Source organism: Campylobacter concisus (assembly GCF_002913225.1).
GTDB lineage: Bacteria > Campylobacterota > Campylobacteria > Campylobacterales > Campylobacteraceae > Campylobacter_A > Campylobacter_A concisus_J.
The window spans coordinates 14,036-36,108 of record NZ_PPAW01000034.1 but is presented as its reverse complement, the minus strand read 5'-3'; the positions used below and the strand labels follow the sequence as shown (position 1 = coordinate 36,108).

Here is a 22,073-nt window from a genome sequence, read left to right as displayed (position 1 = left end):
CTATTTTTCTCTAACAACTAAAATTCCACTCACCACGACAAGCACGATACCTGCGAGCGCCAAGTGATTTGGCAACGCATCGCCCATAAAATAGCCAATGATAAGCGTAAAAATGACGTCAGCATAGCTAACCGCAGCGATCACGCCAGCTTTTTTACCAACTGCAAATGCCTTTGTCATAAACGCCTGAAAATAGTAGCCACTAAGCCCCATTAGCAAGATAAAAACGACGTTGTGCCAGCTTGGCATAGTAAATTTAGAAAATAAAAAATCAAGAGGCTCATAAGTGAAAAACTCGGCCATCCCCATGCAAATAAGTGGCAAAAACGAGCCCCAAAGCATGAAGCTTAGCACGATGACATTTGTGCCGTAGCTCTTGTTTAGTTCCTTGACACTTGTGTAGGCGATAGCCGCTCCAAGGCCGCTCCAAATGCCGATGATATCGGTTTTATTGATACCTAAATTTGGCTGGATAACGAGCAAAATTCCGCCAAATCCCAAAAAGACAGCAAACCAGCCAAGCGAGCTTAGCCGCTCCTTAAACACGATAGCTGCAAGAATGGCTGTAAATATCGGGTTTGTCTTTTGAAATGTAAAGGCTGTGGCTAAATTTACGTGCGCGACGTTGTAAAAAAAGGCAAAAAGCGCCACCGTACCCACAAAACCGCGAAACATCAGCAAGAAAAAGTGCCCGCCAGTTTGTTTAAATGGAAATTTATAGATGGCGTAGATGACGATGAAAAGTCCGATCAAATTTCTAAAAAAAACAACTTCGATAGAAGGCATATCTTTGCTCAGATACTTTGCAAATGCGCCAGTCACGGCAAACATAAAGCAAGCAAAGAGCATATAAAAAATGCCAAGATGTGAAATATAAAACCTTTTTAACATCGCAAAACCTCTAAATTTAAAGCACTCATTTTAATAAAAAATGGCTTAAATTTTGGTTGATTTTTTCTTTTATTTCGGCGCTTTTAAGCGTAATTTTATACTTTATATAAGAGAAAAATTTGTATAATCAGCCATCATAAAAAGGACAAAATTTGCAAAAAGTAATATTAGTAGGCAAGCCAAATGTCGGCAAAAGCTCACTTTTTAACCGCTTAGCAAGAAGACGCATCGCCATAACAAGCGACGTTAGCGGCACTACAAGAGATACAAACAAAGCTAAGATCGAAGTTGAGGGCAAAGAGTGTATATTAATCGACAGCGGCGGGCTTGATGATAGCAGCGAGCTTTTTAAAAACGTAAAAGCAAAGACCCTAGCAGAGGCTAGAAACTCAGACGTTATCCTATACATGGTCGATGGCAAAATGATGCCAGATGACGATGATAGAGCCATTTTTTACGAGCTTAGCAAACTAAATTTACCAATCGCTCTAGTCATAAATAAAATCGACAGCAAAAAAGATGAGCAAAGAGAGTGGGAATTTGTAAGTTTTGGCGCAAAAAACTCATTTGGCATTTCAGTAAGCCACAACACCGGCGTCGATGAGCTTAGCATCTGGCTAGCAAAACACTTAGAAGCAAAAGTGCAGATAAAGGCCGATACGAGCGATGATTTTGATGATTTTTTAGAAAACTATAACGACGAGGGCGAGCTAAGCGACGAGATAGACTATGAGAGCAAAAACATCAAAGTTGGCATCATAGGCCGCGTAAATGTCGGCAAAAGCTCACTTCTAAATGCCCTTGTAAAAGAGAGCCGCGCCGTTGTTAGCGACGTAGCTGGCACTACGATCGATCCAGTAAATGAAATTTACGAGCACGATGGCAAAGTTTTTGAATTTGTCGATACTGCTGGCATCAGAAAGCGTGGCAAGATCGAGGGCATCGAGAGATACGCGCTAAATAGAACTGAGAAAATTTTAGAAGAGACAGACGTGGCGCTACTTGTGCTTGATAGCTCTGAGCCACTAACCGAGCTTGACGAGCGTATCGCTGGCATCGCCTCGAAATTTGAGCTTGGCGTCATCATCGTGCTAAACAAATGGGACAAAAGCAGCGAAGAATTTGACGAGCTTTGCAAAGAGATAAAAGATAGGTTTAAATTTCTCTCATACGCGCCGATCATCAGTGTTTCGGCACTTGGTGGCAAAAGAGTGCATAAAATTTACCCGCTGATAGTTGAAATTTACAAAAACTACACCCAAAAAATCCAAACTTCAAAGCTAAATGAAGTGATCGGCGAAGCAACCAAAGCGCACCCACTGCCACGAGATAAAGGCAGGGTCGTGAAAATTTACTACGCAGTGCAGTTTAAAACCGCACCTATCATGATAGCGCTCATAATGAACCGCCCAAAATGCCTACACTTTAGCTACAAACGCTATCTGACAAATAAGCTTAGAGAGAGCTTTAGCCTAGCTGGCGTGCCTATCGTGCTAATCCCTAAAAAACGTGGAGAGAGTGATGAAGACAAAGAACAATAATATCGTTTTAATAGGGTTTATGGGCGTTGGCAAGGGCACAACTGCAAGGGCGCTAAGCAAGGCGCTAAAGACGATGAACCTTGACTGCGACGACTTGCTAGAGAGCTCACAAAATATGAAGATAAAAGCTATCTTTGATGAATTTGGCGAAGAGTATTTTAGGCAGCTTGAAAAAGATCTAGCTAAATTTTTAGCGACAAATGTCAAAAATGCGATCATCTCGACAGGTGGGGGCTTTGCAAAGGTTAAAAATTTAAACAAAATAGGCACCGTGATCTATCTAAAAGCAAGCTTTAATGCGATCATGCAAAGGCTAAAAAATAGCAAAAATAGCGAGAAAAAGCTCGCCAAACGCCCACTTTTAAGCGACTTAAAAAAGGCTGAGGCACTGCATCTGGAGCGAGAGAAGCTTTATGAGAAAAAGGCTGATTATATCGTTGAAGTGGAGGGCAAGACCCCAAAGCAGATCGTAAAAGAGATAAGGATACTTTTAAAAGTTTAGTTGCAAAGTGGCGTAGGCTGCTTGCAACGATAAATTTCAATATCAGGCTAGATGGCTGTCTGGCGTGGTGTTTAAATTTGACATGTTTGAGCCAAATTTAACGTTTTGTAGTTAGAAATTTTGGCGAAATTTTGAGATAAATTTTGCTTCACTTTGATAGAGCGCTAAAGTGACAAATGTTGTGCAGTCAAATTTTATCAAGACTAGGCATTTAGCCTACCAGCTAAATTTTAAGATCAAGCTAGATACACAAAATCTAACGTGATGTTAAAATTTAAAAAGCATTTTGGCGAAGTGTTTTGAGATGAATTTAAATGTTGTGCAGCTAAATTTTAATCAAGACTAGGCATTTAGCCTGTCGATGATTAAAATTTACAAACTCATTTAAAGGCGCTCAAAAAACGAAGCCAAAATTTGAAAGGATAAGATGAGAGTATTAACCGGCCTCCAACCCTCCGGCAAACTACACCTTGGCAACTATTTTGCCTCGATAAAGCAGATGGTTGATATGCAAGAAAAAAACGAAATGTTTATGTTTATAGCAAACTACCACGCGATGACTAGTCTTAGCGAGGCAAAGGCGCTAAAGCAAAACACCTTTGACGCTGCGTGTGCCTTTTTGGCGCTTGGGATCGACCCAAACAAGAGCATTTTTTGGCTGCAAAGCGACGTTAAAGACGTACTTGAGCTCTACTGGGTGCTAAGCCAGCACACGCCTATGGGCCTACTTGAGCGCGCGCACAGCTACAAAGACAAGGTCGCAAAGGGCCTTAGCTCGCACCACGGACTCTTTAGCTATCCGGTTTTGATGGCGGCTGATATCTTGCTTTATAACGCACAGGTCGTGCCTGTGGGCAAGGACCAGATCCAGCACGTAGAGATCGCGCGTGATATTGCGATCAAATTTAACAACGAACATGGCGAGATTTTCACTCTGCCTGAGGCAAAGATCGACGAAAACGTCGCTACCGTGCCTGGCACAAACGGCGAAAAGATGAGTAAGAGCTACGGCAACACGATCGATATCTTCGCAGACGCCAAGACGCTTAAAAAGCAAATTTCAAGTATCGTAACTGACGGCACGCCACTTGAAGAGCCAAAGCAGTGGCAAAACTGCAACGTCTATAATATAGCAAAGCTATTTTTAGACGAGAGCGGACAGCGCGACTTGCAGGCTAGATATGAGCGTGGCGGCGAGGGTCACGGACACTTTAAGGCCTATCTAAACGAGCTTGTTTGGGAGTATTTCAAAGAGGCGAGAGAGAAATTTGAGCACTATCAAAATAATCCTGACGAGGTGGCTAAAATTTTAGATCTAGGTGCTAAAAAAGCCCAAAATGTGGCTCACGAAACGATAAAAAAAGTGCGTGAAGCAGTTGGAATTTACAGATAAGGAAAAATATGCAAAATTTATATCCCTACGCGCAGATAATCCACCTTTTTTGCGCGATCATTTTTGTTGGTTATCTATTTTTTGATGTGATCATCTTAAGAGCGGCGAGCAAAAAGATGCCACCAGAGCTTGCACAAAAGGCAAAGCAAGCCATTGGCTCGGTAGCTGTTAGGATCATGCCTATTTGTCTGCTACTTTTAGTTCTAACTGGTGGCATAATGATGAGTAACTGGGTTGGCAGCAAGGCTGGAGGCTACTTTGAGACAAATTTACAGATCGCTTTTATGATCAAATTTTGCTTAGCGATGGTGATCGTGGCTGCGGTAATAGTAAATTTGAGCTGCAAATTTATATTTAAGCGCCCTAGCCCACTTGGCAACATCCACCCTATCGCACTTACGCTTGCGGTGGCGATAGTTTTGCTTGCAAAAGTTATGTTTATAGTTCAAGGATAGGACAAGGAGAAGATAATGATAAATTTAAAACTACTTGAGACAAACTACGATGAATTCGTAAAAAAACTAGAGGGCAAAAACGTTAAAGCTAGCTTGCTAGACGAGCTTTTGCACACTTTTAACGAGCTAAAGCAAAAGCGCAAAGCGCTTGAAAATTTCCAAGCGATCCAAAACGCAAAGAGCAAGGAGCTTGGCGTAAAAGCAAGAGCTGGTGAGGACGTAAGTGAGCTTAAAAGTGAGCTAAATTTAAACAAAGCTGCCCTTGCTGATGCCGATGAGATCGTTAAACAATATGAAGAAAAGCTTGAGCAAATTTCATTTAGCGTGCCAAATATCACTGATGATGACGTGCCATTTGGTAAGGACGAGGACGATAATGTCTGCATAAAAACGGTGCTAGAGCCAAATAAATTTGACTTTACGCCAAAGGAGCACTGGGAGCTGGGCGAGAGCCTTGGCTGGCTTGACTTTGAAAGAGGTGCAAAGCTCTCAGGATCTCGCTTTACCGTGCTTCGTGGCATGGGAGCAAGGCTTAGTAGAGCGCTTGTTAATTACATGATCGACTTTAACAGCGCGCGTGGCTTTGAGCTTGTAAATGTCCCTTATCTAGTAAGCTCAAACACGCTTTTTGGCACCGGTCAGCTGCCTAAATTTGAAGAAGACCTTTACAAAGTGCGCGACGAGGACCTCTACCTCATCCCAACCAGCGAAGTGCCTGTGACAAATTTATACAATGACACCATCATAGAAGCCGAGCAGCTACCTATAAAGATGACTTGCTACTCAGCATGCTTCCGCCAAGAGGCAGGCTCAGCAGGGCGTGACACAAGGGGCATGATACGCCAGCACCAGTTTGAAAAGGTCGAGCTTGTAAGTATTACAAAACCTGATCAAAGCGAGGGCGTGCTTGCTGAGATGATATCTTGCGCTAGCGACTTGTTAACTAGCCTTGGTTTGCCTCACCGCCACATGCTTCTTTGCAGCGGCGATCTAGGCTTTAGCGCGGCAAAGACAGTAGATCTTGAGGTTTGGCTACCAGGTCAAGGCAAGTACCGCGAGATAAGCTCCATCTCTAACACTCGTGATTTTCAAGCAAGAAGAGCGAAAATTCGCTTTAAAGATGGCAAGAAAAATATGCTTGTAAATACCCTAAATGGCTCAAGTCTGGCAGTTGGTAGGACGCTAATAGCGATAATGGAAAACTACCAAAAGGCTGATGGCACTATCGAAATTCCAGAAGTTCTTAAAAGGTATATGTAGTGGCTGATGACGAGGTTGTAGTTCTAAAACCACCTGGCGAGCAAGCAGAGCAAGCGCCTGAGGAGGCAAAAGCCGAGGCACCTGAAGAGATCGTCTCGCTTGAGAGCATCGCAAATGATGGCGTGCTGCAAGATGAGAGCATCCCAGAGCCAATACCAGTAAAAAAGAGCAAGAAAAAGCTCTTTATCATCATCGGTGCGGCTGCTTTGGTGCTTGTCATTTTAATCACTGTTTTGCTAATCGTCTTGCTAAAAAAAGATAAAAAAGAGGAGATAGACACTACAGCTATCGTAAAAAATATAGAAAACAACTACCAAACGCAAAATTTTGGCGCTTCAAAGATCGATGAGATGATAAACAAGGCAAACCAGCTTTATGAGCGTGGCAATAAATTTGAAGCGTTAAAAATTTATGAAAATATAGCTGTTTATAACCAGTCACTTTCAAACTACAACCTCGGCGTTTCGCAGATGAAACAAGAAAAATGTGACGAGGCGATCATCTCCTTTAACAAGGCGATAACTGATCGTGAAAACACCGCAGTGAGCGCCATAAACGCCGCTGTTTGCTCGCTTGAGCTAAATAACACCAAAAATTTCAACTACTACATAGGGCTTGCAGACTCCTTTTTGCAGTATGAAAACAGCTCGCCACTTTACAGCTACTACTATGCGCTAGTTAATTATTACAAGGGTAATTACTACGAGGCGTTGCAAGCACTCTCGCACCCTAGCACAGAGGACTATAAGGGCGAGTATGCCTACTTGAGCGCCAAAATTTTATCGCTTCTTGGAGATGACGAGAGAGCCATAGCTAAGCTTGAAGGGCAAAAGGCGTTTAAGACCGACTTTACGCTAGCGCAGCTTTATGCAAGACTTGGCAAATACGACAAGGCAAGGGACCATCTAACAAAAGCTTCTAAAAATACGCCAAATATCGACCTTATCAAGATGACTGAGGCGCTAATCGATCTAAAAACGGCTGATTATGGCGACGCAGCGGCATTTATCAAAGATGTTTATGACTACAACGCCTCGATGCCAAGCAAAATTTACAAGATAAAGACCATACTAAAGCCAGATCTCTTTGACGTCAGCCTAGCTCAGGCGCACTTTAGTGACGATATGTTTTTTGATAGAACAAGGCGCTATGAGACGCTATTTTACTTTGCGCCTTACAAGGTTTTTGACGCAAAACAAAGCATCGAGCAGATAAGAAAGGGCGGAGTTAGCGTCTTTTTAGATGACACCTCAGCAGCAAATGACTACCTTAGCCAAAGTGCCGCCGCCTCAAAGGTCAATGCAAAACTTAGCGAAGCCATCGCAAAGGCACTTAACTACCGATTAAAAGAGGCAAACAAGGACTTTGAAGAGCTTGCTAAGGCCTATCCAAACCACTCGATCTTGCAGTATAATCTGGCTCTAAGCTACGCTCAGCTTGGGAATTTTAGCCTTGCAGCAAAGCACTTTATAGCAAGCTATCATCAAGATGTAAATAACCATCTTTCAGGCATCTTTGGCGCGATCTGTATGGATATAAATAGAAATTTAAATCCAAAACTAGTTGAGGAGATCGGCGAAAATTTAGAAAACGACAAAAGCCTAAAGCCTGTAAATTTATATGCCTCACTTTTAAGTCTAGTTAGTGGCAACCAAAGTGCGATGATAAGGTGGCTTGAAGAGCCAAAAGAGCCTACGACGCTAAATTTAGCCTTTGATATCATCACCGCTAAAATTTCAAACAACGATGAGCTAATGTCAAAAAAAGCTGATGAGCTCATGAAAATCTTGCCAAACGACATCATCGCAAATATCTTAAATTTCATCTCTAAAAACAAAGATCAAAACATCAAAGAGTACGCAAAAGCAATACAAATTTACTTTAACGATAAAAATCTCGACTCAAATGCCTTTTATCACGGCGCTGACATCATCAAAAAGCAGTACATCAAGCTACTTCAGATCTCAGGCTTGCTAACAAGGGAGCGCGATAAGCTAAGAGCGGAGCTAAAGAGTGCGCCAAAGAATATAAATTTGATCCAAACTCTAGCCTATGTGGATATCTTTACAAATGACTTTGACGAGAGCTATAAGCTTTATAATGAGGTTATAGACGAGTTTAAGATAAATGACGCTGGCACACTATTTTTGGCCTCTGTGGCAGCCACTGGAGCGAACAAAATAGCAAATGCGATCGCACTTTTGGAGCTTACAAAGCTAAATGATCCAAGTGCTGTTGAAAACAGAGCTGCCCTTGGCTTTATGTATCAGCAGATAGATAACATAAAAGCAGCTCTTATACAATACAGCAAAGTAGGAAACGTAGGATATAACAACGAATTTTATGATTTTATGATAGATAATTAGAAAATTTAAAGCTAGGTCTTTAAAAGCCCTAGCTTTAGATAAAAATAGCTCTAAAATTTAAATATTAGTAACTTCAAGCCTTATCTGATCTGAAACTTCACTAAATTTATAAAGCAAATCACCACACTTATACTCTATACATTTTTCATTGATCTCATTTTTTTTATCTTTTTTAGACAAGATTTTCTTCATAACGCCAGGAAGCTCTCTTTGCAAAAGTAGTTTATAAGACATCCCCATGCCATGAGTTAGAGACTTTATGAATTTACCATCAACCTCGCTCTCATCTTTTATCATATGAAGCGTCGCGTCAAATTTTAGCTTCTTAAGAGCCTCATAGAGCTCGGTTTTATCCTTTGCTGGGGCTATATCATCATTTACACAATGATATCCAATATAAAACGTCTTTTTAAATTTACTCTGTACATTTAAATGTTTTGGATTTAAGATGTTTCTTATCTCTTCTCTTGCATCACTAAAATAATATGGTGATTTATCATTAAGAGTCCAATAAGTTTTATCGCAGAAGTAAAGATTTAAATTTTTATATAAATTTCCAGTGCCACAACCAAAAAACCTAGTAAAATCAATCTCCTTGCCAAAACCAATAAGTTTCCATAAAAATATAGCGTAAGAGCTATTATCTATCACCCCATCAACTAGCCACGGAGCTATCTTAGCGCACATATGTGCCAGATATCCACCATGCGAACTACCTACCATTATCACTGGCAGATGTTCAAATTTGGTATTATTTATATATTTTTTTGTATAAAAAACGGCATTTAGTACATCCATTGCCTGCATAACGCCAAAATTTTGATATTCATTTTTTGTTGGCAACATAGTCATACTAATATCTAAACTAAAATCATTTGGCAAAACTCTACTATCTTTTCGCATAGTTATTTCTTCGTTAAGACTTTTAAGTAAAACACAGGTTTTATCATAGTTATCAACTATTTTTAAATCAATAGGTAAAGTTATACCAATCTTTGCCAATTCTCTTATTAGTATCGCGCGATCTATATCGTCAAGCCCAAATTTTGCCCCAAGCTGTGGGCGGTTGCCTATACAGTGATAATCCACACTAATGCATGCCACATCATAGTTCTCTACCATAGTTTGCATAAGATGTTTTCTGTAACTTAGATCAGAATCCTCTCCTAGTCCAGAAATAATCACCAAAAGCGCTTTTGCCTCCTTGACATCGTCATAACAGGCATAAAAGGATAAAGCAGAGCTTCTTTTGATGCCAAGCTCCACATCATCACAAGATAAAATTTCGTAGCTTCCATCAACTAGCATCTTAACTCCTTTTAAATTTTGCTAAATTTCTCTACCTTTGTGAGACGTTATAAAAAAGGCTAACGATCTGTTTTGCTAGACGCTCTTTGAAAAATGGCCAGATATAACTTGGCGAATAGACACTGCCAGCTTGCATGAGTGAGATGTTTGTCGCTTTCTCGCCACCATCTTTTGGACGCACTAGCACGCTTACTTGCATGTAGTAAGCATAGCTGTTTGTGCTAAAGTCATCATCGTCATCATAGTCAAATGGGAAAAACATCGAGTAACCAAAGCCAAAACTTGGTCTGCCAAAGCCATATCCCATGCCCATTGAAAATCTAGGATCTCTTTTGGTTGTCCTAGAAAAGCTTTGCACGTCGCCAAGTATGATGAAGTCGGCATTTTTGATATTTGGCTCATTTCTAAAACCAGCCTTTGCAAATTCGCTTAAAATTTCAGCATTTACGTCTTGTCCAGTCGCGCTATTTTTAAAATTTACATAAACGCTTTTGTTTGCTTCACCAAGTGTAAAAAAGATCGGATCGCTCGTTTTGACCGAGATATTTGGCGTGCTGCTAGCACATCCGACAAAAAAAACCGCCAAGACAAATAAAAATAAATTTCTCATCTTTCACTCCTATAAGAGCGATCTTATAGCACCTTCAAGCACACTTTTTGGTGTAAGACCGATAAATTTTGATCGCATCTTACCATCTTTATCAAAAAAATAGATAACTGGCACGCCCATAACGCCACCAACTGCTTTGCTGAAGTAATCCACCGAAACCTTGTCGCTTGTAGTTTTAAAGGTGATATTGTGCTCTTTTAAAAGCTCTATATCTTTATCAAAGCCCTTGCTAGGTCCTAAAATGCCAATAAACTGCACCTCTTTGCCATACTCTTTTTCAAGTGCGTTTAGATCAGGGATCGCAGCCTTGCACACTCCGCAGTCCGTGCCAAAGAAAAAGAGCATATAAGGCTTATCGCCTATCTTTAGGCGCTTCTCAGTAGGAAAAAACTGCGTATCGATGCCACTTGAGTCGTTTAGCGTGATGTGGTGCTTCTCATACTGTTTGACGCAGCCCAAAACTAGGGCTGAGACTAGACATAAAAGTAAAATTTTATATCGCATTTGGCAACTTTGGATTTTCGATAGTGCGAATTTTCTCTAGTTTGCCGTGTCTTAGATAGACGATCTTATCGCCATATTCGCCTAGATCTGGATTGTGAGTGACTAGAAGTATCGTTTTGCCCTCTTTTCTTAGCTTACAAAATAGATCAAGTATGATCCTCTCATTTGCCTCATCAAGGTTGCCAGTTGGCTCGTCTGCTATTAAAATTTCAGGGTCATTTATGAGCGAGCGTGCGATACAAAGGCGTTGTTGCTCGCCACCACTTAGTTGGCTTGGTCTGTGCGTTAGTCTGTGAGAGAGGCCAACTGCCTCAAGGGCTTTTTTAGCGTCCTCCTCATCGACTGAGCTGTGATAATACTGTGCTATCATCACGTTTTCTAGCGCGCTAAGATATGGCACTAGGTGAAACTGCTGAAAGACAAGTCCGATCTTTTCACGTCTAAATTTAAGCGTATCATCGGCATTTAGATTGCTCGCATCATCGCCGCCAAGCATATATACGCCACTACTTGGAGTATCCATTAGAGAAAGGATATTTACAAGTGTACTCTTACCGCTACCGCTTGGTCCCATGACGCTGACCCACTCGCCCTTTTTAACCTCAAAACTTATATCATCAAGTGCTTTTACATCGCCAAAAATTTTACAAATATTTTTAAGTTCTAGTGCATTTTGCATATCATTCTCCTCTTAGTGTATCTGCCATTTTGTTATTAAGTGCCCGCTTAATCGGGTAAAACGCTGCGATCGCTGCAAAAAGAAGTGATATGACCACAGCTACTGGGATGCTTAGAATTCTAAAATCAATACTAGAATCAAATATCGCATAACCTAAAATTTGAGCTAGTAGATAACCTAAAAACGCTCCAACTAACGCTGAAATAAGCGCTGTCACAAATGTCTCAAAGCCAAATAGCCTCAATACATCTTTTTTGCTTGCACCTATAGCTCTAAGAAGTGCGATCTCACGTGATCGAGAGAGCAAGATAGCACTAAGCGTTGTATTTACGCACATTGAAGTAATGAGTAAGATAACGAGACTCACAAGTGCCATTAGAAGCTTGATCTTTTCTAAGATGTAGCCTTCAGACTTTGAGACCTTTGCCACTGGTTTTGCGACTATTTCATCGTTGCTAATAGTCTTTGCAAGCGATGTTATCTCGTCAAAATTTCCAAGCACAACAGCTTCAGCATAGTTTATCTTGCCAGCTTTGTTTGAAATTTTCTGAGCCAAAGATAGCGACGTGATCAAAAGGGCGTCTTCTTTGTCGCCACTTGCCACTACGCCTTTTATCTTTACATTTATGCTCTCATTTGAGCCAATGGCACGAATTTCTATATCATCGCCTGCTTTAAAGCCAGCTTGACGAGCAAGATCGACGCCTATTAGCACGTTTTTATCGTCAAAATCAACATTTATCATAGTTCCATCTCTAACATCTAAAAATGGTTTAACTTTTTTTAGATTGCTAAATTTTGTCCCCATGACGATAGCGTTTGTTGGACCGATATTTGCCTGAGCAAAGAGATAACCGCTCTCGCCAAGAAGCTTGTCTTTTGGCAATTTAGCGATCATTTCATTATAAGTTTTTTCGCTCATATCATCACTTGTCGCCATATCTTTTGGAGCAAAGATCATATTTGCACCATAAGTTTTTAGCTCGCGTGAGACCTTTGAGTCGATGTCAAGATAGACGTTTACAAAGGCACCACACACGCACGCTCCAAGCAAGATCGAGATGACGATAACCATAACCCTTGATGAGCCATTTTTTAGGCTTTTGTAGATTATATTGTAAAAGAATTTGCTATTTGCGGTCATATAGCACCTCCGCAGGTAGTAAATTTATGACGTTTCTCATTGGCATTAGCGAGCCAACGACTGAGATGAGCAAGGCAAATGCCACGCTTATTGGCAGCACGATCCACGCTATACCGATGCCGTGAGAAAAGATGATGTAAGACATCACGTAGCTTAGCGCGTATCCTAAAAATGCTCCCGTAATACCAGCAAAAAATGCCACTACAAGGCTTTCACTAGCAAAAAGAGCGTAAATTTCAAAGTTGCTTGCGCCTATGGCTTTTAAAAGGCCGATCTCTTTTTTACGGCGATAAATTTCACTTGTCATTAGCGACGTTATGCCGATAGCTGAGACCACGAGGGCGATGATACTAACGATACCCATTAGGCTTTGAATTTTCTTTACGATATTACTCTCCGCATCGCTTACTTGAAGGCTTGCTTTTGCACTAACGTTTGGTAAATTCTCTTCTATCTGAAATGCGATCGATCCCGCATAAGCCGAGCAGTACCATTTATCATACTCTGCGCTATCAAGGTTGTCTAAATTTCTTCTTGCTTTTAGCGATAGGTCGTTTTCTGGGATCGTCATGGCTGAGACTTCAGCTTTTGTATATGAGCCAGGATGCCCTGAGAGATCGCCAGCGAGTTTGAGCGAGCCTATTAGCTTATGTGTCTCGTCGCCTGCACCCTTTAAGATGCCAACTACACTAACCTCTCTTGTGCCATTTTTGCCCACAAGGCTAAGCTTGTCGCCAACTTTTAAATTTTTAGCCTTAGCAAGCTCATCTCCTACTAAAATTTCATCCATGCTCTCATCTTTTGGCCAGTTTTTAGTCCCCTCAATTCCCCAAAAGCCATAAAGTGTCTTTACGCCTGTGCTAAATTCTGGCTCGTCTTTTAAGCCGATATTTTTGTCAAAATATGTTCCCTCAAAGCTAAATTCATTACCTTTTTCATCTTTGACCTTTGTCTCCAAAAAGGGCGCAAAGGCAACGATATTATTTCTCCAAAAGATCTCTTTTATCTTATAAAGATCAGCCTCTGGGAGTAAATTTTGTGATTTTAGTGGGGTGAAATTTTTACCCTCGATCTCGATGCTTAGGCTCTCACCGCGTGGTAAAACGACGATATTTGAGCCATATCCTCTAAGCTCGCTTGCCACTTGATCGCCTATTTTAAGCGTGATATTTAGCATGCAAGCTATCAAAAGAGCAGCTAGCAAGATGGTGATAAACGCCATCGTCTTTTGCACCTTTGAGCCCGTGATCGAGCTTTTTATCATTCTTAGTTGCATATTTTTCATTTTAACGTTCCATTTGTTTCTACATATTTTTCTGGATTTGCTTCAAATTTCGCCTGAGTTTCGTTGCTCTCAAAGAAATATGTGCGTCCGTAGTATAAATATGATCTTGAATCAAGATTGCTCACCTTTTTGCGACTAACTGGGTCAAGCACCATCTTTTCGACGACCTTGCTAAAGTAGTTTGCCCCTGCGACGATCGTTTTGTAATCAACTATGATATTTTTACCATCAAAGGTAAATGCCATAGGGATTGGGTTACAACCGCCCTCTTTACCAACTGACGGCAAGAAAATTCTGACGTTACAAGAGATGCAGATAAGGTCGTTTCCTTTCTTGATATAGCCCATGTCGCCGCAGATCATGCACGAGTCAAAGACGATGACTGGAGATGGGCGGTCGCTAAAGCGGTTTAGCAAGAAAAATCTTATCTGCTTGCCCTCATCTGTGATGTAGGCAAATCTGTGAAGTTCATTATCTTTTAACATATCAACATCAAATATAAATTTATCTCCCACTGGCTCAACCAAGACCGGCTCTGAAATTTGAGGTGGGCGAGATGCGTAAAGATCAAAATAAAGTGAAAATCCAAGCGCTATTAAAACGCTGCAAAATGCAAATTTTGCATTGTCAAAGACATTTTCTCTAATGGCTTTTGTAAAGCGGTATTTGATAGAGCCAAATGTGCTCTTGTCGATACTTTTTGGCATAAAGCAAAGTGCGATGATGCATAAAAGTAGGATCACTACTATGTAAAAATAGGCACTAAATTCTGTGACATAAATGCCTTTTGCACTGATAGATAAAATTTGAGAATTTAGCTCGCTACTTATCTTTAAAGCGCCTGCACGTAAAAGCTCAAGTGCAGTTTGTGAGCTTCTATCAACTAATAAAAAGACTAATGTGATAAGAGCTAAAATTTTAGCTACTAATGATGGGATGCTAGCTTTTAAATTTGAAATAAAGAAAAATAAAAACAGCATCAAGATCATCGCAAAGATCATCAAAAAGAAGCTAATAACTGAAAGCGTGTCAAGCAGCTCGCCGCCAAATAGCGGGAACAATGCGCTACTTGAGCTATAACCAAAGCCAAAGCCGATGCCTAAAATAAAAAATGTTACGATTTTTGCTATCTTAAGCTCGAAAAATATCCATAAAATGCTAATTAGTAGAAAAACCAGTGTCACTGAATCGATGAAAATTTTAAACTGGTCATCAACAAGCGCATGACGAGCAGCTTTAAAGATAAGCACACCAGCAACAACGCCAAGAAATGATGGTAAAAAGACCGTTTTTAAACTTTTGCCATTGTTATTTAAGGCAGCAAAAAGCGTAAATCCAAGGAGGGCTAAAAAGACCTGATAGAAGTAAATTGACATAACTAAACCCTATGAGAATTTTTAAAAAGGGGCGAGAACGCCCCAAAGTGATTATTTAACAGGACCACCTGTCCATTGAAATTTATAAGTTGTTGTGAAAGGCTCAAACCATTTACCAACACCAGTCTCTTTGTCAGCGTGGCGACCAAAGCCTTGTTTTTCTGGATTGTCAATGTGGAATTTAAGCTCATAGTTACCAACACCTGTATCCATTTTTACGTTAGCGCCGTAGTGTGGGCCATCGCTTGCAACCATTGGCATAAATGTACCTTTTTTAGTTTTACCATTATCAAGGTTTTTTAGCTCATAGTTGATCTTTAGGTATGGGATCCACTCGCCTTCGCCAAAGCCGTTTTTGTTGCCTTTTATAGCGTGGATGTCAGCCTCTAAGTGAAGGTCAGCCAAGCTTGGAGCTAGATCAACGCCTTTTGGCTCCATGTCGATTGGCTCAAGATAAACTGCAGCTATCTCCATGCCATTAGCCTCTACAGGCTCGCCGATTGGGTGTTCTCCAGCAAGTGCAAAACCAGCTGCTAGGCTAAGTGCTAGAGCTGAACTAAGAATTTTATTCATATCCTCTCCTTTATATAAGATTAGTTTTTATTTTGTTTTGATTTCATGATAACGATGCCTATAATTAGGGCAAGCACCATAATGATTTGAGGTACTAAGCTCTCATAATATGGCATAAGTCCTAGCCAGTCTCTCATCCAGTCAGGGAAGCTAAGTCCTTTTATGATAGTTGGGATGAAAATTTTGCCCTCAACTAGCTCACCAACGCCCTTGCCAACAAAGACGATCGACATGTAAAAGATGATCGCTGATGTAAATATAAAAAATTGCTTAATAGGAATTTTAACAGCGAAAATTTTAAATAAGAAATAGACTATCAAAAGAACGATAAGGCCTACGACAAAGCCAGCTGCGATCATTGAGTAGCCAGCTGAGTCTTTTGCGTCAAAGATAAGCGCTTGATAAAATAGCACTGTCTCAGCGCCCTCTCTAAATACCGCTAAAAATACAGTCCACCAAAGCGCCGTGCTTGAGCCACTTGAGATAGACTCAGATACGTGAGATTTGATATAGTCGTTCCATTTTTTAGCACCAGCATTTGAAAGAAGCCAGAAGCCAACGTAAAATAGAAGTCCCACAGCAACAAGCATCGTGATGCCTTCCATAAGCTCTCTTTTTTGACCTGCTGCCTCGCCAAAGATGACATTCATTATCCAAGCCATGACAAAGCTTAAGATGACAGCTACGCCAACTGAGCTATATACGACCTTGCCCATAGATTTTGCATTGCCAGTTTTTACAAGATATGCAACGACGGCTGCAACGATTATAAGAGCCTCAAAACCCTCTCTTAAGATGATAGTTAGAGCCCAGATAAATAGCGTCCAAGGTGAGCTTGAACCGCTAGTTTTCTCAAGTGCAGCTGCTAGCTGAGATGACATCTTGCTTGCACTCTCTTCAAGTGTTTTTTCGTCTGCACCTGATTTCATAAGGGCTACAAGGTTGCCAAATGTAGCTTCGATAGCTGTTTTTAAATTTACATCTATCGCACCTACTTTGTTCTCCATGCCGCTACCTTCAAACTCATCAAAGTAGATGTCTTGGATATCGCCCATAGCTTTAGCGCTATTGCCGCCTTTGTAAAGCGCGATGGCTGCTTGAATTTTGTCATTTATGTTTTTAACAGTTTGAGTGTAGTCTGTGCCACTATCTTCGCTGCTATCGCTAGATGCTGCACTGCTCATATCAACTTTTGCTAGTTTTACTGTCTCAGCTGGGAGTTTTGAAACGGCATCATAAGCTAGTTTTTTGATCTCTTCTAGCTTTGTTTTAAAATCATCTTTTGTTATGCCATTTGCGATGCCACTGATCGCTTCACCCATCTTTCTTTGGATGTCAGCATCTATGCTTTTACCATTTTCTATATATTGGCGAACAGCGATTTCAAGTTGAGTGTTTCTATAATCATTAAATTTAGCATCTTGGATAGAATTTTTAGCATCATCTTGTTTATCGCCCTCGTAGCTAGATATAGCTTTATCTAGAGTAGCTGATAAATTTTCAAATGCCACCTTCCACTCAGGGATAAATTTAGAAGTGTCATAGCCGCCACTTGTAGCAGCTTGTGCTGGGCTGTCTGAATACTCACCAACAAGCTTATGTCCATTTAAAATAACTGGCAAAACTTCAGCGATTTCGCTATTTATCTGATCTATTCTTTTTTGCACATCATCTGGTGCTTCGCCAGCTTTTATCGCCTTTCTGATCTCGCCAAACTGCTTCTCCATAGAGTAAGCTTTTTTCTGACCTAAGTTTATTCTGATGCCAGCTTCGACATCTTCAAACAGACCAAAATAAGCATTTTGAGTATCGCTAACTGCTTGCTCGACGTTGCCAGCTCTATACTCTGTTATTACTTTTTGTAATGACTCTTTTATCTGAGCTGCGACTTGTGTGTAGTCGTCATTTTTTGCCACAAGCCAGATAGGCAGTAGCATGATAAGCATAAATTTAAAAATTTTATTCATTAATTAAACCACCTGTGAGATTATTTTAAAGTGAAATATTACCAATGCTTTACTTTGATTAAAATAAAAACGATTATCATAAAAGAATGTAATTTGAAAGCATAAATAATATTTTTTACAATCTAATAATCAACTTTACGTAAATTTAGGGCTTTAGAGGGTTAGATCAAAAATTTCATATCGAGATAAAAAAGTTATATATTTTTGATAATTTTAATAGGTAAAGAAAATTATTGATGAAATTTTAGATTATAAAAATCATAAAAATAATTTAAATTTTATAAATTTAAAAGGAGAGCAAGCGCCCTCCTTAGTGTTATACGTTTAGTCCTGTATTTCTTAGCATGACGCGTTTGCGATATACATTTGAAACCTCAGCAGCGTCGCCAACTAAAAGCGCGTTTGTAGAGCAGATAGCCGCACACATAGGCACTTTGCCCTCAGCCATTCTGTTTTGACCGTAAAGCTCTCTCTCCTCGTGTGAGTTAGTTGGCTCTGGACCACCTGCACACATAGTGCATTTATCCATTACGCCTTTTACGCCAAATGCCCCGTCTTTAGGGAACTGCGGCGCACCAAATGGGCAAGCATATAGGCAGTATCCACAGCCTATGCACTTGTTTTTATCGTGAAGCACGATGCCATCAGCTCTAATGTAGAAACAATCAACCGGGCAAACTTGCTCGCAAGGCGCGTCGGTGCAGTGCTGGCATGCGATAGTAGTTGAAACCTCTTTGCCCTCGATACCATCGTGAAGTGTGATAACCTTTCTTCTATAAATTCCAACCGGAAGCTCGTGAGCAGAAGAGCAAGCGACTTGACATCCATAGCAGCTGATACATCTATTAGTATCTACAAAAAATTTCATTCTTGCCATTTTTCTCTCCTTACTCTTTACCTAAGGCGTCTCTCTCGCCATACTCGTGATAAAACGATGTTTTAAAGGTATTCTCTTCAGCTTTTTCTATGCGGCAAAGACCTGCGTTAAATTCTGAAATTTGAGTAACAGGGTCAAATCCGTAGTTAGTAACTGTGTTAAAGCTCTCGCCGATAACATAAGGCTTGGTGCCCTCTGGGTAGCGAGCTGAGAGATCGACACCTTGCATAACGCCAGCGAAGTTGTAAGGCATACAAATTCTATCTGGAGTTACCATATAGCTGTGATAGCACCTTACTTTGATCTTCGTGCCTTGTGGGCTGTGGATCCACATCATATCGCGATCTTTTATGCCGTATTTTAAAGCAAGCTCAGGGTGAACGTTAGCAAACATCTCAGGTGTGATAGCTGAGAGGTATTTACTTGTTCTTTCGATCATTCCCGCACCACTTAAATTTACGACGCGTTGCGTACTAAATACGATAGGGAACTCTTTTGACCAGTCTTTTGCTTGTTGCTCTGACTTAAATTTAGTAGAAACACGGAAATTTCTAGCTTGATCATCAAATGTCGGATACTTTTGGACAAGATCCCAGCGTGGTGAGTGGATAGGCTCTCTATGTTTTGGGATAGGATCAAGGAATTCCCAAACGATAGCTCTAGCCCTTGCGTTGCCATACGGCACGACCCCTTTTTCACGGCATTTTTCTAAGATGATACCGCTGTAGTCCATGCTCCAGCTTGGTCCGATCTTAGCTTTCTCTTCTTCTGTTAGAGTGATGCCTAGGACTTTTTCTATATTATCTCTTGTGATTTGTGGGTAGCCACCTTTTATGGCTGAGCCAACAAGTGTGCTCTCTTCGCTAGCTAGCTGGCTAACGCCGTTATGCTCTAAGCCAAAACGGTTTCTAAAGCCAGAACCGCCCTCAGCATAAGACTTGCTCATATCGTAAAGTATCGGTGTGCCAGGGTGTTTTTCATCCCATGCTGGCCACGGCTTGCCGTAGTACTCACCTTTTACCTCGCCGCCAAGACCTATTAGCGTATCTGGGTCAAATTTATCCCAGTTTGCTTGGTGACGTCTAAACATCTCAGCAGTTCTGCCGCCATAACCGATAGAATTTCCAACCCTTGCTATCTCATTTGTCGCATCATCTGGCCATACAAAGTCATCTTTGACTTGTTTTAGCTCTCTATCTACAACAGCCATCTTCATGCCTTTTACATACTCATCGTAAAAGCCAAATTTCTTAGCAAATGCAAACATTACTTCGTGATCGCCCTTGCTTTCATAAAGTGGATCAACGACTTTTGTTCTCCACTGACCTGAGCGGTTTGTAGCGTTTAAGTGACCTTCATTTTCAAAGGCAGTTGCCACCGGCAAGATATAAACGCCATCTTTTCTATCTGAAAGGATAGAAATTTCATTTACAAATGGCTCGGCTACGACGATCATATCTAGTTTTGAAGCTGCTTCTTGAATTTTAGCTAGGTGCGCCATAGATGTAAGACCAGTTCCTTGCACCCAAAGAACCCTTAATGCACCACTGCTAAATGTATTTTCCTCTTTTAAGACGCCTTGCCACCATTTTGAAAGTGACCAGCCCTTTTCATTTCTCCAGTTTCTATCCTCTGGATTTTTAGGATCGTGGTAGTAATACTCTTCAAAAACAGTGTTTTTAACTGGTGTGCCGCCTTGTTTTGGCTCTTTGGTTGAGACTGCAAAGCGTTTGATAAACTCGTCATAATCAACACCCCAGCCTTGGCAGTAATACTTCCAAGCCGCGTCAGTTAGTCCGTAATACATCGGCAAGCTGTCTGAGAGGTTACACATATCGGTTGAGCCTTGAACGTTGTCGTGACCACGGATGATGTTACAGCCACCGCCTGGTTTGCCCATGTTGCCTAGGATTAGTTGAAGGATAGGTAAAATTCTAGTATTTGAGCTACCAACTGAGTGCTGAGTGATACCAAGCGCCCAAACAACAGTGCCTGGTTTTGTGTGAGCTAGGATATTTGCAGCTTCCATTAGCTTATCAACTGGCACGCCAGTAACATCAGATGTAACCTCTGGTGTCCAGTGCTCAGCCTCTTTTGCTATCTCGTCTATACCATAAGTTCTATTTTTTATAAATTCTTTATCTTCCCAGCCATTTTTTAAGATGATGTGGATAAGGCCATAAACAAGTGCTATATCAGTGCCTGATCTTTGTCTTAGATAAAGGTCAGCGTGTGCAGCTGATTTTGTAAAGTTTGGATCAGCTACGATCACTTTTGCGTTGTTTCTATCTTTTGCTTGCAAAGTGTGCTTCATGCCGCCAACTGGGTTTGCCACAGCTGGGTTTGCACCTATTATAAATATACATTTTGAATTTGCAGCCATATCTCCAAAGTGGTTTGTCATCGCGCCATAACCCCAAGTATTCGCCACACCGGCGACTGTTGCGCTATGTCAAATTCTTGCTACGTGGTCGTTGCTGTTTGTGCCCCAAAACGCAGCAAATTTTCTAAAGTAATATGCTTGCTCGTTGTTAAATTTAGCAGAACCTAAGAAAACAACACTATCAGGGCCATCTTCTTTGCGGATCTGAAGCATCTTATCGCCGATCTCATTTACAGCTTGATCCCATGAAATTCTCTGCCATTTGCCATCAACCTTTTTCATAGGATATTTGATGCGTTGTTTGCTGTGTGTAAGGTCGATCTGATCGATACCTTTTGAGCAGTGTGAGCCTTGAGATATCGGGTGAAACATCGCCATATCTTGACGAACCCAAACACCATCTTGTACCTCAGCCTCGATACCACAGCCTGCTGAGCAAATAGAACAAATAGTTCTAACCTTTTTTGAGCCAGGGAAAGGATCTTTTATCTCCTCTGCGCTAGCGTGTCTTATCGTATCATTTTGTCCAAAAGCCATTGTGGTGCCAGCACCTAGTGCGGCTAGCTTTAAAAATGAACGTCTTCCTATACGTGCATCACTCATGGTTTTCTCCCTTAGTATGCGATTTTATAGTAGGTTTCCCAGTTTTTGCTTTTTTTATAAAGCACCTCTTTTTTGTTTGACTTGCCTACGACAACGCCATTGTCATCAGGAGCCAAGTCATCACTAGTCACTTTTGCTACGGCTGAGACTGCGAGTACTCCGCCGGCAGCACCGACTTTTAGAGATTTTTTGAGAAAATCTCTTCTTGATCCTTGCATTTTTCCTCCTTATGCCTCAAAATTTTTTGAGAAATTTGGTTCAATAATTTGTAAAATTTGCATATTTAGAATTTCTAAAATATCGCAAATAGCCTATTTAAGGGCATTTTAGCACCCTAAAGTTAAACTATGTAAATT

Annotated in this window: 19 protein-coding genes and 1 pseudogene; 6 read left to right on the top strand and 14 right to left on the bottom strand. The window is 40.8% G+C overall.

The genetic code is table 11. The annotated features are described in order from the left end of the window. A complete protein-coding gene (locus CYP26_RS06405) occupies window positions 1-891 on the bottom strand; it encodes a DMT family transporter (RefSeq protein WP_103630816.1) in 891 nt (296 codons plus the stop codon). A gap of 152 nt (window positions 892-1,043) precedes the next feature. Here CYP26_RS06405 and der point away from each other — a divergent pair, with 152 nt between their 5' ends. The 6 genes from der to CYP26_RS06375 all read left to right on the top strand — a co-directional run bounded on the left by der (window position 1,044) and on the right by CYP26_RS06375 (window position 8,408). Continuing rightward, on the top strand, window positions 1,044-2,432 hold the full coding sequence (gene der, locus CYP26_RS06400) for a ribosome biogenesis GTPase Der (protein ID WP_103630815.1): 1,389 nt from the start codon (window positions 1,044-1,046) through the stop codon (window positions 2,430-2,432). Beyond that, window positions 2,413-2,934 carry a shikimate kinase gene (locus CYP26_RS06395; protein ID WP_103630814.1) on the top strand — a complete coding sequence of 174 codons (522 nt, stop codon included), beginning with the start codon at window positions 2,413-2,415 and terminating at the stop codon, window positions 2,932-2,934. Before der ends, CYP26_RS06395 begins: the two co-directional genes overlap by 20 nt. Before the next feature lie 427 nt (window positions 2,935-3,361). After that, window positions 3,362-4,327 carry a tryptophan--tRNA ligase gene (gene trpS / locus CYP26_RS06390; RefSeq protein WP_103630813.1) on the top strand — a complete coding sequence of 322 codons (966 nt, stop codon included), beginning with the start codon at window positions 3,362-3,364 and terminating at the stop codon, window positions 4,325-4,327. Between the two features lie 8 nt (window positions 4,328-4,335). Continuing rightward, entirely contained in the window at window positions 4,336-4,782 is a 447-nt protein-coding gene (locus CYP26_RS06385) for a copper resistance protein CopD (RefSeq protein ID WP_103630812.1), read from the top strand. A 15-nt stretch (window positions 4,783-4,797) separates the two neighbouring features. After that, a complete protein-coding gene (serS, locus tag CYP26_RS06380) occupies window positions 4,798-6,042 on the top strand; it encodes a serine--tRNA ligase (RefSeq protein WP_103630811.1) in 1,245 nt (414 codons plus the stop codon). Then, the gene (locus tag CYP26_RS06375; RefSeq protein WP_103630810.1) at window positions 6,042-8,408 is read left to right on the top strand and encodes a tetratricopeptide repeat protein; all 2,367 of its coding nucleotides are present in this window, start codon (window positions 6,042-6,044) and stop codon (window positions 8,406-8,408) included. The genes serS and CYP26_RS06375 overlap by 1 nt, the downstream gene beginning before the upstream one ends. Window positions 8,409-8,465: 57 nt before the next feature. Here CYP26_RS06375 and CYP26_RS06370 read toward each other — a convergent pair whose 3' ends face one another. The 13 genes and pseudogenes from CYP26_RS06370 to CYP26_RS06310 form a co-directional block, all read right to left on the bottom strand. Beyond that, window positions 8,466-9,716 (bottom strand): DUF2920 family protein, encoded by a 1,251-nt coding sequence (locus CYP26_RS06370; RefSeq protein ID WP_103630809.1) that lies wholly within the window; start codon window positions 9,714-9,716, stop codon window positions 8,466-8,468. 31 nt (window positions 9,717-9,747) lie between these two features. Next, a complete protein-coding gene (locus CYP26_RS06365) occupies window positions 9,748-10,326 on the bottom strand; it encodes a hypothetical protein (protein ID WP_103630808.1) in 579 nt (192 codons plus the stop codon). 9 nt (window positions 10,327-10,335) lie between these two features. Further along, a complete protein-coding gene (locus CYP26_RS06360) occupies window positions 10,336-10,830 on the bottom strand; it encodes a TlpA family protein disulfide reductase (protein WP_021084538.1) in 495 nt (164 codons plus the stop codon). Next, window positions 10,820-11,509, bottom strand: a complete 690-nt coding sequence (locus tag CYP26_RS06355) for an ABC transporter ATP-binding protein (protein WP_103630807.1) — start codon at window positions 11,507-11,509, stop codon at window positions 10,820-10,822. Before CYP26_RS06355 ends, CYP26_RS06360 begins: the two co-directional genes overlap by 11 nt. A gap of 1 nt (window position 11,510) precedes the next feature. Then, a complete protein-coding gene (locus CYP26_RS06350; protein ID WP_103630806.1) occupies window positions 11,511-12,653 on the bottom strand; it encodes an ABC transporter permease in 1,143 nt (380 codons plus the stop codon). Further along, window positions 12,640-13,938, bottom strand: a complete 1,299-nt coding sequence (locus CYP26_RS06345; protein ID WP_103630805.1) for an ABC transporter permease — start codon at window positions 13,936-13,938, stop codon at window positions 12,640-12,642. The genes CYP26_RS06350 and CYP26_RS06345 overlap by 14 nt, the downstream gene beginning before the upstream one ends. Beyond that, a complete protein-coding gene (locus CYP26_RS06340; protein ID WP_103630804.1) occupies window positions 13,935-15,314 on the bottom strand; it encodes a Fe-S-containing protein in 1,380 nt (459 codons plus the stop codon). The genes CYP26_RS06345 and CYP26_RS06340 overlap by 4 nt, the downstream gene beginning before the upstream one ends. Window positions 15,315-15,365: 51 nt before the next feature. Continuing rightward, complete coding sequence (locus CYP26_RS06335; RefSeq protein ID WP_004317727.1) at window positions 15,366-15,887, bottom strand: iron transporter; 522 nt, start codon at window positions 15,885-15,887, stop codon at window positions 15,366-15,368. Window positions 15,888-15,907: 20 nt separating this feature from the next. Next, the gene (locus CYP26_RS06330; RefSeq protein WP_103630803.1) at window positions 15,908-17,854 is read right to left on the bottom strand and encodes an FTR1 family iron permease; all 1,947 of its coding nucleotides are present in this window, start codon (window positions 17,852-17,854) and stop codon (window positions 15,908-15,910) included. Window positions 17,855-18,170: 316 nt separating this feature from the next. After that, a complete protein-coding gene (fdh3B, locus tag CYP26_RS06325) occupies window positions 18,171-18,731 on the bottom strand; it encodes a formate dehydrogenase FDH3 subunit beta (RefSeq protein ID WP_021092752.1) in 561 nt (186 codons plus the stop codon). A gap of 10 nt (window positions 18,732-18,741) precedes the next feature. Next, window positions 18,742-21,396, bottom strand: coding sequence for a formate dehydrogenase subunit alpha (locus CYP26_RS06320; protein WP_430747077.1), 2,655 nt, complete (start codon window positions 21,394-21,396; stop codon window positions 18,742-18,744). A 60-nt stretch (window positions 21,397-21,456) separates the two neighbouring features. Next, window positions 21,457-21,651 (bottom strand): annotated as a pseudogene (locus CYP26_RS10495) (hypothetical protein); the annotation flags it as partial. A gap of 77 nt (window positions 21,652-21,728) precedes the next feature. Then, on the bottom strand, window positions 21,729-21,935 hold the full coding sequence (locus tag CYP26_RS06310; RefSeq protein WP_009294906.1) for a twin-arginine translocation signal domain-containing protein: 207 nt from the start codon (window positions 21,933-21,935) through the stop codon (window positions 21,729-21,731). Window positions 21,936-22,073: the final 138 nt, after the last annotated feature.